The sequence below is a fragment of the Limnohabitans sp. T6-5 genome, from assembly GCF_003063315.1.
Taxonomy (GTDB): Bacteria; Pseudomonadota; Gammaproteobacteria; order Burkholderiales; family Burkholderiaceae_C; genus Limnohabitans_A.
In genome coordinates this window covers 413,334-429,738 of sequence record NZ_NERV01000001.1, presented here as the reverse complement: position 1 = coordinate 429,738, position 16,405 = coordinate 413,334, and the positions used below count along the sequence as shown (strand labels likewise).

The 16,405-nt window shown below is 49.3% G+C and carries 14 protein-coding genes; all 14 read left to right on the top strand.

Annotated features, from left to right (window positions below; translation table 11 throughout):
* Positions 1-13 precede the first annotated feature (13 nt).
* A complete protein-coding gene (locus B9Z51_RS01725) occupies positions 14-2,407 on the top strand; it encodes a galactosyltransferase-related protein (RefSeq protein ID WP_108371256.1) in 2,394 nt (797 codons plus the stop codon).
* Positions 2,408-2,415: 8 nt separating this feature from the next.
* The gene (locus B9Z51_RS01720; protein ID WP_108371254.1) at positions 2,416-3,549 is read left to right on the top strand and encodes a polysaccharide pyruvyl transferase family protein; all 1,134 of its coding nucleotides are present in this window, start codon (positions 2,416-2,418) and stop codon (positions 3,547-3,549) included.
* A gap of 6 nt (positions 3,550-3,555) precedes the next feature.
* Entirely contained in the window at positions 3,556-5,004 is a 1,449-nt protein-coding gene (locus B9Z51_RS18125; protein WP_146187667.1) for a tetratricopeptide repeat protein, read from the top strand.
* A 4-nt stretch (positions 5,005-5,008) separates the two neighbouring features.
* Complete coding sequence (gene gmd / locus B9Z51_RS01710) at positions 5,009-6,130, top strand: GDP-mannose 4,6-dehydratase (RefSeq protein WP_108371251.1); 1,122 nt, start codon at positions 5,009-5,011, stop codon at positions 6,128-6,130.
* Between the two features lie 74 nt (positions 6,131-6,204).
* On the top strand, positions 6,205-7,683 hold the full coding sequence (locus B9Z51_RS01705) for a Fic family protein (protein WP_108371249.1): 1,479 nt from the start codon (positions 6,205-6,207) through the stop codon (positions 7,681-7,683).
* Between the two features lie 8 nt (positions 7,684-7,691).
* Positions 7,692-8,621, top strand: a complete 930-nt coding sequence (locus B9Z51_RS01700) for a GDP-L-fucose synthase (RefSeq protein ID WP_108372627.1) — start codon at positions 7,692-7,694, stop codon at positions 8,619-8,621.
* Entirely contained in the window at positions 8,618-10,039 is a 1,422-nt protein-coding gene (locus B9Z51_RS01695) for a mannose-1-phosphate guanylyltransferase/mannose-6-phosphate isomerase (protein ID WP_108371247.1), read from the top strand. Before B9Z51_RS01700 ends, B9Z51_RS01695 begins: the two co-directional genes overlap by 4 nt.
* Before the next feature lie 767 nt (positions 10,040-10,806).
* Positions 10,807-11,388, top strand: coding sequence for a nucleotidyltransferase domain-containing protein (locus B9Z51_RS01685; RefSeq protein WP_108371246.1), 582 nt, complete (start codon positions 10,807-10,809; stop codon positions 11,386-11,388).
* Between the two features lie 69 nt (positions 11,389-11,457).
* Positions 11,458-11,670: a hypothetical protein gene (locus B9Z51_RS01680; protein WP_199227422.1), complete on the top strand. Its 213-nt coding sequence runs from the start codon at positions 11,458-11,460 to the stop codon at positions 11,668-11,670.
* 219 nt (positions 11,671-11,889) lie between these two features.
* Positions 11,890-13,041 carry an ATP-binding protein gene (locus B9Z51_RS01675; protein WP_233254789.1) on the top strand — a complete coding sequence of 384 codons (1,152 nt, stop codon included), beginning with the start codon at positions 11,890-11,892 and terminating at the stop codon, positions 13,039-13,041.
* A 449-nt stretch (positions 13,042-13,490) separates the two neighbouring features.
* The gene (locus B9Z51_RS01670) at positions 13,491-14,084 is read left to right on the top strand and encodes a hypothetical protein (RefSeq protein WP_108371243.1); all 594 of its coding nucleotides are present in this window, start codon (positions 13,491-13,493) and stop codon (positions 14,082-14,084) included.
* A 49-nt stretch (positions 14,085-14,133) separates the two neighbouring features.
* Positions 14,134-14,409, top strand: a complete 276-nt coding sequence (locus B9Z51_RS01665; RefSeq protein ID WP_108371241.1) for a hypothetical protein — start codon at positions 14,134-14,136, stop codon at positions 14,407-14,409.
* Between the two features lie 95 nt (positions 14,410-14,504).
* Positions 14,505-15,674: an IS4 family transposase gene (locus tag B9Z51_RS01660; protein WP_108372625.1), complete on the top strand. Its 1,170-nt coding sequence runs from the start codon at positions 14,505-14,507 to the stop codon at positions 15,672-15,674.
* Positions 15,675-15,722: 48 nt separating this feature from the next.
* Complete coding sequence (locus B9Z51_RS01655) at positions 15,723-16,400, top strand: GSU2403 family nucleotidyltransferase fold protein (protein ID WP_233254788.1); 678 nt, start codon at positions 15,723-15,725, stop codon at positions 16,398-16,400.
* The last annotated feature ends 5 nt before the right edge of the window (positions 16,401-16,405 follow it).

Genomic DNA, 16,405 nt, shown 5'->3' with positions numbered 1-16,405 from the left:
TGCATGTATCAATATGAACGTACTAAACGAAAATAACTCACCACTCGGCTTGATTATTTCAAAAGCCATTAAATCTGCGCAAGATGGTGAAAGAAATCACGCGAACGATTTGCTTAATGGTGTTGAGCGTGAAATCTTAAAGAAAAGAAATAAAACAAGCGATTCAAACTTAAAGCTGATTAACCTAATCAGAGATCGTTACGGATTAAATGCCACGGCTGAGGCTATTACGCCAGAGGAAAAACTAACAGGTAAGGTTGGTTCTGGTGTCGAAGCCACATTGCCTGGTGTAAGTATTGTCAACTGTTGTCGAAATAGAACAGAAAACCTGCTAAAAGCATTGCCTACATGGTTGGCACATCAAACGGTTCGGGAAGTGATTATTGTTGACTGGACTTCAGATGAATCTGTTCGTCAAAGCCTGGATGAAAATGGTTTTAAAGACAAGCGTATTAAAGTAGTTCGTGTGGATAACGAGCCTAGATGGATTCTATCTTATGCATTTAACCTTGGTTTTAGGTTGGCAAAACATGAACTTATCTTGAAGGTTGATGCAGACATTACCTTAAAACCTGATTTCTTTGATAAAAACCCTTTGATGGCCGGTACATTTATTGCTGGTGATTGGACTAAGGCAGAAAAAGGTCAAGAACATATCAACGGGTTCTTTTATCTGCGCTCTAAAGATCTATTAAAAATCAAAGGTTTTAATGAGTACATCACAACCTATGGCTGGGATGATGATGATATTTACTCAAGATTAGCTACATCAGGCTTGCAGCGTGTTTGTGTTGACACAAAGAGCATCTATCACATTCCCCATGATGACGCCTCTCGTTTAGATGGCGTAAGTAAAAAAGACAGCAATGCATGGACAGAGCTTCAAGGCGATCCTTTATTCAAAATAAGGGCAAACCGCTATATTGCGACTGTCATGCCTTTTTGGAATAAAGACAGGGCATTTGCACCTTTTAGGATATTAAATCACGAAACTGGCTTGTTGACGGTTGAGCGAATTGTCATCGATATGCCTCACTATGTAAGTGCAACCATGCGTCGCGATGCAGAGATCTATTCTGCTACGGAGATACTTTCATGGCGCTTAGGCCCATCTGCATTTCACCTTGAAAGGGCAGATCTGGAAAAGCTACTTTCAACTAAGAAATTATCAGAAATTTCTCAGTTTGACGTCGATTTGCTTGTTCAAGGTTTGAACGAGCCTAAAGAAATTAAGCGACACAGTATTTATTTAGAGTTTGAAATAAATACACAAGAATACGATTTAACTCCGTTGAAGAATTTAATTCTTCATTTTTCTAAGAATGATAGTGTCGGAGTGTTTATCAGTTCATACGGTGCAGGATCAGAGAGTTTTGCAAATGAATCAGGCAATAAAGCAGTCCGACTTAAACGATGGGTCAGATCAAGTGGTTTGAAATTCGTCGATAAAGAAAACGTACATGAATTAGCGAATTTGGTTACCAATGGATCAGGGTGTCATATTAAGGTTAATTCTGAATTTTTGAATGCGCTAGCTTCAAGTAAACCGACAACTTCTAAAAAACGACGTGAGCGTTTGTATATCGATGCACAGCACGGATTAGGAAATCGTTTAAGAGCATTCGGATCTGCTGCAGCAATTGCCAGAGCAACTGACAGAGAATTGGTGGTAGTCTGGGTGCCGGATGTCCATTGTGAATGCCGATTTAGCGATTTGTTTGACTATGACGGATCGGTTGTCGAATCATATGCAGATTTGCCGCAGGACATCAAACGATATAACTATATGGAGATTGAAGATGGCGGTGTTAAAGACGCCGAAATCGTCCTAGATAAAGGTAAAGATATCTTGGTGCGTTCTGCTTTTGTGTTGAAGCATGAAGCATCTAACTGGGACACAGAAAATGCTGAAATACAACGACTCAAACCCGTAAAAGCTGTGATGGATTTGGTTAATAGCGTTCAATTACCAGCCAATTCTGTAGGTGTGCATGTGCGTATGGAAGCAGGGCAAGGTCGCGACAACAACGCCTATGACTCTCAGGAGAATTGGAGCAAGGACAGTCATGAGCAGATTCATTATTGGCGTGAAAAAAGTCATTACTCAGTTTTCTTAAAGCGAATAGATACCCTCTTAGAAGATGAGCCTGACAGAAGGATTTTCTTGGCCACAGATCTGCCTGAAAACTATGAGGTATTTATTGGAACTTACAAAGAAAAGTTGTTGTACTTGCCGCGGACGGTATACGACCGTTCTAAGGAGCAAATACTCTACGGCTTAGCGGATGCAATTTTGCTGAGTCAAAGTACACATTTGCTTGGTAGCACATGGAGCTCATTCAGTGAGATAGCGATGAGGCTTTCAACCTGCATGAAAAAAGTCGAAATGAGTGGGGTTGATTTTTAAGGATTAAAATGAAAAGTGTTGCGATATTAGGTTCTTCAGGTGTAGTTAAAGGAGCCTCATTTTTAAGTACAGCAGATTTTTTATCATCTGTTGGACATAATACTGGTAATTTAGTATTTCAGTACGCTGTCTACAATGCAATAACTGAGCCTAAGCTGATTGTTGGCATTGATATTCCGTGGGATCCGAAGGTCATACGGGATAAGTGTCGTGTGTTAGTGCTGCCAGTTGCTAATTTTATTCGTGAGAATTTTGACCTAACTGGTTATGTAAATTTCTTGGAGGCTTGTAATTTACCACTTGTATTTATTGGTCTGGGTGCACAGGCTGATGACTATAATAAACTAGATTTTAATTTTCATCCTAGTATATTAAAGTTAATTGAATTAATGAAGGGGATGGATTGTAGGGTTGCTGTTCGTGGAATCTATACTAAAAATGTGTTGAATAAGTATGGAGTTTTAAATACCCACATTATGGGTTGTCCTAGTAATTTTTTAAATAAAGATGAAAATCTACATGAAAAGCTAGAAAAGAAATGGAAGTCTCCTGTTAGGACACTTTCTGCTACTGGTGATGAACCTTGGCCAAAAAATGGTACTAAAAAACTTGCTGAACAAAAATTAATTTCTTTAACTAAGGAAATGGGGGGCGTTTATGTTCAGCAATCAGTAGAACCGTTTGTTAGGATATTGAGGGAGAATAATCCTTACCAAGTTGAATCTTGTGCTCCAGAGTTGATTAAATCACTTAATCTATCAATTGCGCCCGGTATGGATGAAAGTCAGTTTCGTAAATTTTTAACATCCTCAGTTCGGTTATACATTAGTGTAGATCAATGGTTGGAGGAAATGTCCAAGTTTGATCTCTCAATAGGATTGAGGTTACACGGCAACATGGTTCCTTTTCAATCAGGTTGTCCAGCAATATGGATTACTCATGATTCAAGAACCTCAGAGCTTGTTGAAACGATGGCTTTGCCAAACTTAAGTCTGGAAAAATTTTTGGAGTTAAAGTCCCTTGAAGACATGAAGGAGTGTTGCAATTTTAATTTTAATGATTATTATTTGAAGCGCAAGGCATTGTCGATTCAATATAAAAGTGTTCTTGATTATTATGACATCAAGAATGATATCAATTAATATGCTATGAAAAATTACTCATACAAGATCGGATTGTTTGGTAGTTCGAATTGCATATTAGTTGATGGGATCGCTTCGCAGTTTCGTAAAAATAATTGTGATGTATTAAATTTGGCTCTAGGTGGTAGTCCAACTCCATCACATATTTATCAGTTTCTTCTTAACTGGGATCGGCTGATGGAGTGTGATTTTATTGTTGTTGAGCCCAGTATTATCGATCTTCGATTTGGGGGAAGTGCACAAGGAATAGAATTATTAAAGGGTTATGTTAACGATTTTGTAAGTGCTCTTAGATCCCTTAATAAACCCTTTTATTTGTTGGATTTGCCTTGGCCGCAAACAATCAAGAAGGCTTCTTCAGCATCTAATGTTTGGCGCGATGCTTTTAATCATTATGATGGTTGTGTAGTTGATTGTTACAATGCCATTGATCGACTCTCTGTAAAATATAGCATCGATGATTATTCGTTGTTTTTTAGGGATGATAAGGGTCATCATAAGCCAGAGTTCCATAGCTGGATTGTGAAAGTTTTGCTCAATTATCATTCAGCCTATATGTATGATGTCTCGAATAAAATTTATCCGGTTTCAAATTTTAAGCAAAAATACGGCATTATAAGTGCTACGAGCATTAATGGGGATTTTGAGGCACTCAGCAGGTCTACTTCTCTAGCTGCCTTTGATACGGTGAGATTGAGGCCCAATAAAAGCTATTCCATTAATGTTAATTCAAAGATTGAAATTATTGGCTTGATGGGTAATTTCGGTGAAATGAGTTCAAATTCAATATCATCAACCGAATGGGGGTCGCAAGGTGATTATTTTACTATATCGCATAGCAATAGATATTTAACTGCGAATCCGAGGGGGAAGTTAACATTAATGTTTCAAACTTTCCCTTCTGGGAAATTGCCAATATCGAATGGTTATACCTTAAAGTTAAGCCAAGACTCCTCTCTTGATCAGCAGTTGGAGTTTGTTGGATTTTTATTTAAATTTCATGGGAATTTCTTTGAAAGCGCAATAATTAGTTCATGTGTGTCAAATAATTCTAATAAATTTTCTGATTTTTTGGCTTCTTCAGTACTCAGTAACTCTCCGTATTTTAATTTAAGTTCAAAAGTTAATCATGCTCCTAATCTAAACTTTGAGGAGATGAAGGCGGATTTAGTATTGTCAATCAATCAAAATTTTCAAAATCTTTCTGATATTAATGCATTGGCTCGTGATTTTGGTCTTTTTTTTAAAAAAACACGGCACTTGGGAATTGCTGCCTCGTTATTTAAAGGCATATTGGAAGAGTCGCCTTCTTCCTATTGGGTTAGGTATAACTTGGTATTGGTTTTGTTAGATATTGGAGATCGAGAAAGTGCGATATTGCATGCTCAACCTTTGCTTAATTCTCCAGATTTTTCAGGGCGTAAAGAAATAATTGACTATTTAAAATTGGATTAAAAACATGAAGAAGGTCGCATTAATTACTGGCATAACAGGTCAAGACGGTTCTTACCTAGCCGAATTTCTTTTAGAAAAAGGCTACATCGTTCACGGCATCAAGCGCCGGGCCTCGCTGTTCAATACAGACCGTATTGACCATATTTACCAAGACCCACATGCAAACAACAAAAACTTGCATTTGCACTATGGTGATTTGTCAGACACCAGCAACCTCACGCGCATCATTCAAGAGGTGCAGCCAGATGAGATATATAACCTAGGCGCGCAAAGCCATGTGGCTGTGTCTTTTGAGTCACCCGAATACACCGCCGATGTAGACGGCATGGGCACACTGCGCTTGCTAGAGGCCATTCGCATGCTGGGGCTAGAAAAGAAAACGCGCTTCTACCAAGCCTCCACATCCGAGCTATACGGTTTGGTACAAGAAATACCGCAAAAAGAAACCACGCCTTTTTACCCACGCAGCCCCTATGCCGTGGCCAAGATGTATGCGTATTGGATTACGGTCAACTACCGCGAGGCCTATGGCATTTATGCCTGCAACGGTATTTTGTTTAACCACGAAAGCCCACGCCGTGGCGAAACCTTCGTCACTCGCAAAATTACCCGTGGTATGGCCAACATTGCCCAAGGCTTGGAAGACTGCCTGTACATGGGCAATATGGATGCCCTGCGCGACTGGGGCCACGCCAAAGACTACGTGCGCATGCAGTGGATGATGCTGCAACAAGACAAACCGCAAGATTACGTCATTGCCACAGGCGTTCAATACTCTGTGCGTGAGTTCATCAGCAAAACCGCTCATCAACTGGGCGTGACCTTGGCCTTTGAAGGTGAGGGCGTGAACGAAGTGGCCAAGGTTGCCAGCATCACCGGCGACAACGCCCCCGCACTGAAGGTTGGCCAAGTGGTGGTCAAGATTGACCCACGCTACTTCCGCCCCACCGAAGTAGAAACCTTGCTGGGCGACCCTAGCAAAGCCAAAGCCAACCTTGGCTGGGTACCAGAAATCACCCTGGACGAGATGGTGCAAGAAATGGTGGCGCACGACCTGAGCAAAGCCAAACAACACGCATTACTCAAGCAGCATGGCTACAACGTGGCCGTGGGGGTGGAGCGCTAAATTTTGGTCTGGATTTAAGAAAATATCCGGCGGATAATGATATTTTAAGAAAATATTAGACTCCGAAAGAAAATATGAGCTTCCTAGGCTACGCCCAACTTCATATGCAAATGGGGCTGACAGCATTTGAGCCAGCCACGCACGCCCGTCTTGGGGCGGTCACACGGGTCACCGAGGTGCCCAATGGCATGTTGGTGCCCGCTCAAGTTGCCAACAAAACCCAAACGTTGTTGGACCATGTGTTGTTTGCGCTCAAGCACGAGGGCGTCAACATGCAGGTGTTGGCCCAAGCGCTGCCCAAGGTTCCAGCCCAAGACATGGTGACGGCCATTCACGCTGCGCCAACAGGGGTTTATATACGCGTGGCGTGTTTTTTGTGGGAGTTTTTTAACAACACAGAGCTGCAAGGCCTGCCTGCGATTGCGGGGCCAACGGTTGACGTGTTTGATACGCGCCGCTACATCACCACCAAGGGTACGCGCAACGCCAAATGGCGGGTCAATTTCAATGGCTTAGGTAGCCTGCGGTATTGCGTGACTGTAGAGCGCACGCCTGCCATTGAGGCTTTGTTAGCGGCAGATATTTTGGGCAGTGCCCAACGGTTTGTGGCCGATTTGGCGCCTATGGCGGCAGAGCGCGCCATGTCGTGGGCTTATTTGCACGAAACGCATAGTTCGTTTGCCATCGAAAAAGAGCTGCCATCGCACTCTAAGGCCGAGGCGTTTGTGGCGCTTTTAAGGCAAGCCAGCCAAGCCGCTTTATTGGATGAGGCGTATTTGGTTGACTTGCAAAATGTGTGCATGACCAACCAGCTCGACCATGCGGCCGAGTACAGACACCAACAAAACTGGCTGCGTGGGCCTTTGCGTGGTGCGGTGGGCATTACCTATGTACCGCCGCCGCCTGAGTGGGTGCCTGAGCTGATGGATGAGTTGCTTGCGTTTGCCAATGAAGCGCCCAAGCAAATAAACCCATTGGTGTGTGCTGCTGTGGTGTCGTTTGCGTTTGTGTTTATTCACCCTTTCATGGATGGCAACGGGCGTTTGTCGCGGTTTTTGTTTCACCACGCGTTGTGCCGCTCGGGGCAATGGGGCGATGGCCTGCTGCTGCCGGTTTCAGTGGCGATGAAGCGCAACGAGAGTGCGTATTTGGCTGCGCTGCAGAGCTATTCAAAGCCAGCCCGTCAAGCGTGGAATGTGACATGGCTGGGTGATGATGCGTTTGACTTTGCGCTCAAGGCAGATGCCTCTGTGTATCGGTATTGGGACGCTACAGCATGCGTGGCGTTTGGGCTGGAAATGGCGCAGCAAGCGCTGCAAAAAGATTTAAAAGAAGAAACAGATTTTTTGGCACAGTTTGATGCACTGTTCAAGACCGTGGATGAGCGGTTTGATGTACGAGGCCGCGATTTAACAACACTGGTGCTGAGCTGTTTGCAAAACAAGGGCAAAGTTTCTGCGAATCAGCGCAAAAAGTTTTCAGACACTGTGCAAGCGGCTGTGTTTGACGCCCTAGAGGATGAATGGCAGAGGTTGTTTGCCATAGTTGAATGAATGAAGTGATGAAACAAGACTCCAAAATTTACGTAGCCGGCCACCGTGGCATGGTGGGTTCGGCCATTGTGCGGCGCCTGAAGGCGGATGGCTATCAGCACATCATCACCCGCACACATGCCGAGCTAGACCTGACGCGCCAAACCGAGGTAGAGGCTTTTCTCAAAGCCGAAAAGCCCGACTATTTGTTCATCGCAGCGGCCAAGGTGGGGGGCATTCATGCCAACAACACCTACCGTGCCGACTTCATCTATCAAAACCTGATGATGGAAGCCAACCTGATTCAAGGCGCGTATGCCGCAGGCATCAACGACCTGATGTTTTTGGGCTCCAGCTGCATTTACCCGCGTGACTGCCCGCAGCCCATCAAGGAAGAATACTTGCTCACAGGCCCGCTAGAGCAAACCAACGAGCCTTATGCCTTGGCCAAGATTGCGGGCATCAAGCTGTGCGAGAGCTTTAACGCCCAATACGGCACTCGCTACACCAGCGTGATGCCGACTAACCTGTATGGCCCCGGCGACAACTACGACTTGCAAAACAGCCATGTGTTGCCCGCGCTGATCCGCAAAGCCCACGAAGCCAAGCTGCGCGGTGATGCCGAATACGTGGTGTGGGGCAGCGGCAAGCCTATGCGCGAGTTTTTGTATGTAGACGACCTGGCCGACGCTTGCGTGCAGCTGATGACAGCGGGCTACCACGGCCCCTTGCTCAACATTGGCACAGGCGTGGATGTGACTATCCGCGAACTGGCCGAGCAGGTGATGAAAGTGGTGGGCTTTGAAGGGCGCATTGTGTTTGACAGCACCAAGCCCGATGGCACACCGCGCAAGCTGCTCGATGTGTCAGCCGCCGCCGCCCAAGGCTGGCGTGCCAAGGTGGCTTTGGCCGATGGCATTCAGCTGGCGTACCAAGACTTTTTAAAGAACTACACATGACGCAATTAGTGCCTGTGATTTTGTCTGGTGGCAGTGGCTCACGCTTGTGGCCCTTGTCACGCGCGATGCGCCCCAAACAGTTTTTGGGTGTGACCGAAGATGCTTCGTTGTTTCAGCTCACGCTGAAGCGATTACAGGGCATCACGGCTGATGCCATGCGGCCCATTGTGGTGGCCAACAACGACCACCGCTTTTTGGTGGGCGAGCAATGCCGCGAAGCAGGTGTAGAGCCGCACAGCATCGTGCTAGAGCCCGTGGCGCGCAATACCGCGCCCGCCATTGCAGCCGCTGCGCTGGCCGCCCAAGCCAACGGGGCTGACCCCGTGCTGCTGGTGCTGCCCTCAGACCATGTGTTTGCCAATGTGCCCGCTTTTCACCATGCCGTGCGCGTGGGCCTAAAGGCAGCAGAGGGCGGGGCGCTGGTGACGTTTGGCATCGTGCCCACGCATGCCGAAACAGGCTATGGCTATGTCAAAGCCAGCCAGGCCCTGGACGCCAATGCCGCAGTGCCCGTGCAACAGTTTGTAGAAAAGCCCGACCTTGCCACCGCACAAGCGTATCTGCAAGAGGGTAGCTACACCTGGAACAGTGGCATGTTCATGTTCAAAGCTTCTGTGTTTTTAGAAGAGCTTGGCAAGGCCAACCCAGCCATGCTGCAAGCCTGCCAAGCCGCATGGACCAAGGCGCAAAAAGACCTGGAGTTTGTGCGCTTGGACAATGAAGCCTTTGCCAGCAGCCCATCCGACAGCGTGGACTACGCCGTGATGGAGAAAACCAGCAAAGCCGTGGTCGTGCCCCTAGACGCAGGCTGGAACGATGTAGGCGCATGGTCTGCCGTGTGGCAAGTGCTGCCGCAAGACGGCCAAGGCAACGCCACCCGTGGTGACGTGCTGCTAGAAGGCGCAAGCAACAGCTATGTGCATGCCGACAGCCGCCTGGTGGCACTGATTGGTGTGGACGACTTGGTGGTGGTCGAAACCACCGATGCAGTGCTGGTGGCCCACAAAGACAAAGCCCAAGATGTGAAGAAGGTGGTAGACCGCCTGAAGGCTCAAAAACGCCCAGAGGCAGACCTGCACCGCGAAGTGTTCCGGCCATGGGGCAGCTATGACAGCGTGGACAGTGGTAGCCGCTTTCAAGTCAAGCGCATCACCGTCAAGCCCGGGGCCAAGCTGTCGCTGCAAATGCATCATCACCGCGCCGAGCATTGGGTGGTGGTGTCGGGCACGGCATCGGTGCGCTTGGGCGACGAGGTCAAGCTGGTCACAGAAAACGAGTCGGTCTACATCCCTGTGGGTGTGACGCATTCGCTAGAAAACCCAGGCAAAGTGCCGCTGCATTTGATAGAGGTGCAGTCGGGCTCTTACTTGGGTGAGGACGACATTGTTCGGTTCGAAGATTTGTACGGTCGCGTTTAAGTTTTGCATTTAGCAACCTATTGATCCGGCCCTGTAAAGTCTTCAATAGGCAAAAATTTTGTAAGCTGCAGCCGAAGGTGCAGCGCCCGCTAAGCAAGGGCAGCCAGCGGCTTAAGCGGCATTTACTTTTTACAAAGCGCGGCACCGAGGTGTCGCGCTTTTTTTTTGCAAATTTTGATTTGTAATGTGGATAAAAAAACGTTGTATTACACATGAAATGAGCCTTTATTCAGAGGCCGAGGCTCGTAGGTCGGTGTCTTCAGCCCCGACATGCAGCCTGCGCCGAAGCGGACAACGTCGGACTTGGAGGTGACCTGCGGGGAGCCAAGGTATTCGTAGGTCGGTGGCTTCAGCCCCGACATGCAGCCTGCTCCGAAGCGGACAACGTCGGACCTGGAGGTGACCTGCGGGGAGCCAGGGTATTCGTAGGTCGGTGGCTTCAGCCCCGACATGCCTGTGTCGAGGCCCGCTATTTACGCCCCACTGAGGAGGAAACCCCGCTGGGCGACCCCAGCAAAGCCAAAGCCAAAGCCGACTTGGCCCGGGTGCCCCAAATTACGTGGGTGCAAGAAATGGTGGCGCACGACCTGAGCAAAGCCAAACAACACGCATTGCTTAAGCAACATGGCTACAACGTGGCCGTGGCCGTGGCCGTGCCGTGCCGTGCCGTGGGAGTGGGAGTGGGAGTGGGAGTGGGAGTGGAGAGGTAGGCCCTTAAATTGGCATGATCGTGCCAAATATAAGCATGATTGTGCTAAATTGATGGTATGTCACTTGCCAATGCCATTTTTACTGACCGTCAAGCCCGTTTGTTTCGCTGGCTGTTTGGCCAACCAGAGCGCTCTTTTTTCTTGAACGAGCTGTTGCGGCTGTCGGGTTTGAGCAGTGCATCGTTGCAGCAAGAGCTCAAGCGGCTCACGCTCAGCGGAGTGGTGCTGAGCACACGCATGGGAAACCTGCGGGTGTTTCAAGCTAATCCGAAGAGCCCCTTGTTTCACGAGTTGGTTTCGCTGACGCACAAGACTTGCGGTGTGCAAGCTGCGCTGATGCAGGCGCTAGAGCCCTTACGGCCTAAGCTGGCTCGTGCATTCATTTATGGTTCAGTGGCCAAGCAGGAAGACACTTCTGCGAGCGATGTCGACCTGATGTTGGTTGGCGTAGACCTGACCTTGGCCGAGGTGCTGCAGCATCTGCAAACAACCGAAGAGGCGCTGGGGCGCAAAGTGAACCCGACTTGCTACACGATCCGGGAGTTTGAGATGCGTCGGGTCGACCCGGATTCATTTGTCAACAAGGTGTTGGCGCAGCCGATCATCCATTTGCTTGAAGGCGATCAAGATGGCCACTGAAGCATTGGCGAATTTAGCCCGCATCGGGCAACTCAAATCAGAAGCCCCCAACTTGGCTGAAGTGCAACGATGGGCGACCCCAGCAAAGCCAAAGCCAGCCTAGGCTGGGTGCCAGAAATCACCCAGGACGAGATGGTGCAAGAGATGTTGGCGCACGACCTGAGCAAAGCCAAGCAGCACGCATTGCTCAAGCAACATGGCTACAACGTGGACGGGTCAACGCGAGAGGTGCAGGTGGGGGCATTTGTCCTTGGCCGCTGCAGCTGTCAATCGAATGTCTGATCTTTGGGGATGCCCCGGTTTTTGGGGTGGCTCATGCTCGGCAACACAGGCCCCTGTCGAAGTCTTCGACCACCGACCTACGAGGCAGTGTGGGTGTTGGCCTTGAAAATTCCATCGTGTGGGTGTTGGCGCTTGCCGACAGTAGGTGGGTCAGCAATACGGAGGTTGATGTAATCCTCTATAGTTGACTATAAATAGCTTTCTCCGTAGGAGTTCGACATGTCAATGTCCGTATTTCATAGATCGGCTCTGGCCGAAAAAATGGCGCAGCAGGTGCTGGCGACCGGTGTCGGGGTGTCGTCGTCGTCTGGACTTTTTTTGGCTGCCCCGCGCCGAACCGGGAAGTCCACATTCATGAGGGAAGACTTGCGCCCTACGCTGTCAAAGGCTGGTGCAGTTGTGATTTATGTGGATTTGTGGGCAAACAAGCAAGCTGACCCCGGTGACTTGATTGCGAGCGCCATTCGAGACGAGCTGTCAAAACACGATGGCGTCGTGAAGCGGCTTTCTAAAAGTGCGGGCATCGACAAGGTGAATTTGGCCGGTATAGGCATTTCTTGGAGTCACGCGAGTTTAGGAAAAGATGTTGCCTTGAGCGCCGCCTTGGCGGCGTTGTCTGATGAAGTCAAGGCGCCTATTGCTTTGTTGATCGACGAAGCGCAACACGCCATCACAACAGATGCCGGTTTCGCAGCTTTGTTTGCGCTAAAGGCAGCCAGGGATGAGCTCAACAGCAGCGCGCACTTTGGCTTGCGTATTGTGGCGACTGGTTCAAATCGCGATAAGTTGGCGATGCTGAGAAACAGCAAGGATCAAGCTTTTTTTGGGGCTCCGCTTGTGGCCTTTCCTCCTCTAGGAAAAGATTATGTCGCGTGGTTTTGTGAGGGGGTGGGTCTGTCTGCTCAGTTAGAGGTGGACATGGTATACCGATTATTTGAGCAAGCCGCATTTAGACCAGAGCTTTTGGCGGCGGCGGCGGATCATGTGAGGTTTGATTTCGCTTTAGAGTCCAATATGGTGAGTGAGGCATTTGTCAAAGCGGTGCAAGGCCAGATTGAGATGGCAGATGCTCAAACGATGCGGGTCATTGATGCGCTGACGCCGCTTCAATCATCTGTTTTGCGGGTCATGGCCGCGAAGGCAGAGAAATATGCCCCATTCGATGAGGCGGCCATGAATTCGTATGCGGCAGTAATTAAAAAAATTGCTCCTGCTGAAACGCTTGTGCCTGATGTTTCCAACGTTCAGCAAGCGTTGGCTGCACTGCAGGATAAAGGCTTGGTCTGGCGCGAAAAAAGAGGGGTGTATGCCCTAGAAGAAAGCACTACCGCAGAGCTTTTGAGAAGTTCAGGGTTTTTGGATGGTCTATAAAGAACTATAGATGGGTGTAAAGAGCTAAGCAGGCGTTATGGTCAAAACTGTCAGTGGCTTGTATGCTTGGCCGCTGCCGCCTCTATAAGACGCAGGAGATGGGGTATTTGTCCTTGGCCGCTGCAGCTGTCAATCGAATGTCTGATCTTTGGGGATGCCCCGGTTTTTGGGGTGGCTCATGCTCGGCAACACAGGCCCCTGTCGGAGTCTTCGACCACCGACCTACGGAAAACCGCAGGTTTTGCCGTGTTGATTAGCCACTTTGTCATGGATGATGAAGTGGTGAAGCTAACTTGATCAGGGCAGTCGATTCAGTATGGCCCGCATCGAACGTTTGCCCCCCCGATGGTGCAGTTTGACAACCATGTCTTTGCATTCATTTTTGTGCAAATATCTGGTTTTGAAATTGATTTTGTGCGGTCGAAGGTGTTTTTTCGCATAATCGCTCGATGACAACACACAACCTGATCGGTGGGGCCTGGTTGGCCACACACACTGGCGTGGAGCTGGTGATGCCTTTGGCTGTGCAAAGCCGCATAGGGGGGCGTCGGTCCACGCATGTGGCAGACGGCATCACCACAGAGACCTATGTGGAAAGCATGCGTCCAAGTTCAGACTTGCGTGGGCATTTGACGTTTCACCTCAAGCACGAGGTGCTTCATTTAGAGCTTCTGTCGCGTGTGTTTGCGCAAATCGAGCCTCAAGAGCTGGCCAGCTGGATATCTGCCGAACCTAGCGGCCAGTACGCTAGGCGTGCTGGTTTCTTGTTTGAATGGCTCACAGGGCGAGAGCTGGCATTGGATGTGATGCCCGCCGGTAGCTATGTGGATGTGGTGGACAGCCACAAGCTGGTGGCCGCAAGTGAGGGGCTGGCTGAGCCCAATAAGCGTTGGCGGGTGCGCGACAACCTGCCGGGCACGCGGGCGTTTTGCCCACTGATTCGAAAAACGCCTGATGCCCAGCAGGCCATGCAAGCAACATGGCTACAACGTGCCGCGCAAGTTACTCAACGTGTCTGCCGCAGCCGCCCAAGGCTGGCTTGATAAGGTGATTTTGGCCGTAAAATGTTAAAAAATTAATTTTATACGGCCAATGGATTGGATACACATACCCGATAACGCCGCGAGGCAATGGATTGATTCGTCAACCATTTTCCAAGAGTTTCAGGCGACCAAGTTAAAAGCCAAACGCTATGTCGGTGGGATGTATTGGAAAAAACAAGGTGGCTATGAGTACCTTGTGAAAACGTACCGCGACAACCGGCAGCAACGGGTAGGTGCGAGAAGCACAGAGACTGAACGCACCTATCAAGAGTTCAACGCAGTAGTGTCCGGTTTATTTGATAGCCAACCCGCTGCAAGCCAGTAACGGCAAGGGTTTCAGAGGTTTCATGGGTGTCCACGATTTGAATTTGATTTTGCGCACTAGGCATGCTCCAGGGGTTCAATCACCTGGAGATGCCCATGAACGCAGGCAAAACCTTGTTCGCGCAGGTCATGGACTTTGTGCCTTGGAAGACCTTTGGCCGCATCATCGAGCGCCATCGAGGCGATACCGGGGTGCGCACGCTCAGCTGTACCGAGCTGTTTCGCATCATGGCGTTTGCCCAACTGACTTGGCGCGAGTCTTTGCGCGACATCGAAGCGTGTTTGACGGCCAATCAGTCCAAACTTTTTCACATGGGCATGCGCCACATTCCTGCACGCTCGACGCTGGCCGATGCCCTGAATTCTCGAGACTGGCGCATTTACCATGCTCTGGCGATGCGATTGATCGACCGAGCCCGCAGACTGTACGCCCAAGAACCCATGGGCGTGGATTTGGATGCCACCGTCTACGCCTTGGACTCCACCACCATCGACCTGTGTCTGGGTTTGTTCGACTGGGCACCGTTTCGCTCCACCAAGGCCGCTGTGAAGATGCACACCTTGCTGGACTTGCGCGGCTCCATCCCCGCCTTCATCCACATCAGCGACGGCAAGATGCACGATGTGCATGTGCTGGACATGCTGCCCATGGAAGCGGGCGCTTTCTACATCATGGACAGGGGCTATCTGGACTTCTCTCGCCTGTACACCATGCACCAGTGCGCCGCCTTCTTCGTGACCCGTGCCAAGAGCAATATGAACGCCCGGCGTGTGTACTCGGCGCCTGTAGACAGAACAACAGGCCTTGTCTGCGATCAGACCATTGCGCTCAATGGGCACTACGCCAGCAAGGACTACCCCGAGCACTTGCGGCGCATCAAGTTCAAGGACCCCCAGACGGGAAAGGTGCTGGTCTTTCTGACCAACAACATGACACTGCCAGCGTTGACCATCACAGCCCTGTACAAGAACCGTTGGCAGGTGGAGTTGTTCTTCAAATGGATCAAGCAGCATCTGCGCATCAAGAAGTTTCTGGGCACCAGTGAGAACGCAGTCAAGACGCAAATTTGGTGCGCCGTGGCCACTTACGTGCTGATTGCCATTGTCAAGAAGGAGTTGCAATTGAAGGCCTCGCTCTACACTTGCCTACAGATTTTGTCGGTGTCTGTTTTCGAGAAAACCTCGATTTCATGCGCCTTGCAGACCGATGCTTACACAACCGCACCACCTGACTGCGCTAAGCAGTTGAATTTGTTCACTTTTTAACCGGACACTACTGAGTTCAACGTACAAAAAAACGCTATTGAGGCACGCTTGAGCTCTCTGCGTGGCGCTCTAAAAGAAGCAGAACGGCTGAATAAAGCGCTGAAAGTAGGTCGCGCTCCAGTCCTCTTGATTGACATACTTCAGGCGTTGGAAGACAGCGGTTTGGCCAATCACTTCACTGTGGTGGGCACGCATGCCCTTTATGCCTACGAAATGGCAGCAGGTGTGCGTATAGAGCAGGCTGCAATGGCGACTTTGGACGTAGATTTGCTGTGGGATGCCCGAAAGAAGGTGCAGTTTTTAAGCGACATGGCCAAGTTGGATGATTCTGTTCTAAGCGTTTTGCAACGTGCAGACCGCACGTTTGTGCGTAAGGAAGGGCAAAACGAGTCAGCAATCAATAACACAGGTTTTGAAGTTGATTTTTTGCGGCGCATGCAAGAAGGCGATGATCCGCACCCTTTTAGATTCTCGGATGATGAAGATGACATTTGGCCTGTGCAAGCCATGCGAGCGTCAGTGCTGACCAGCGCCCCCAAGTTTGAATGTGTGGTGGTTAGCTCAACGGGACGGATGGCAAAGATGAGAACGGTTTCTCCTCAGACATTCGTTGAATTCAAGTATTGGTTGGCAGAAAAAGCAGAGGCACGTGATCCGATCAAGCGTAGGCGGGATCAGCGGCAGGCTGGGATCGTGCAAAAACTATTAGAAGAGCGTCTTCTTTAAAGGGG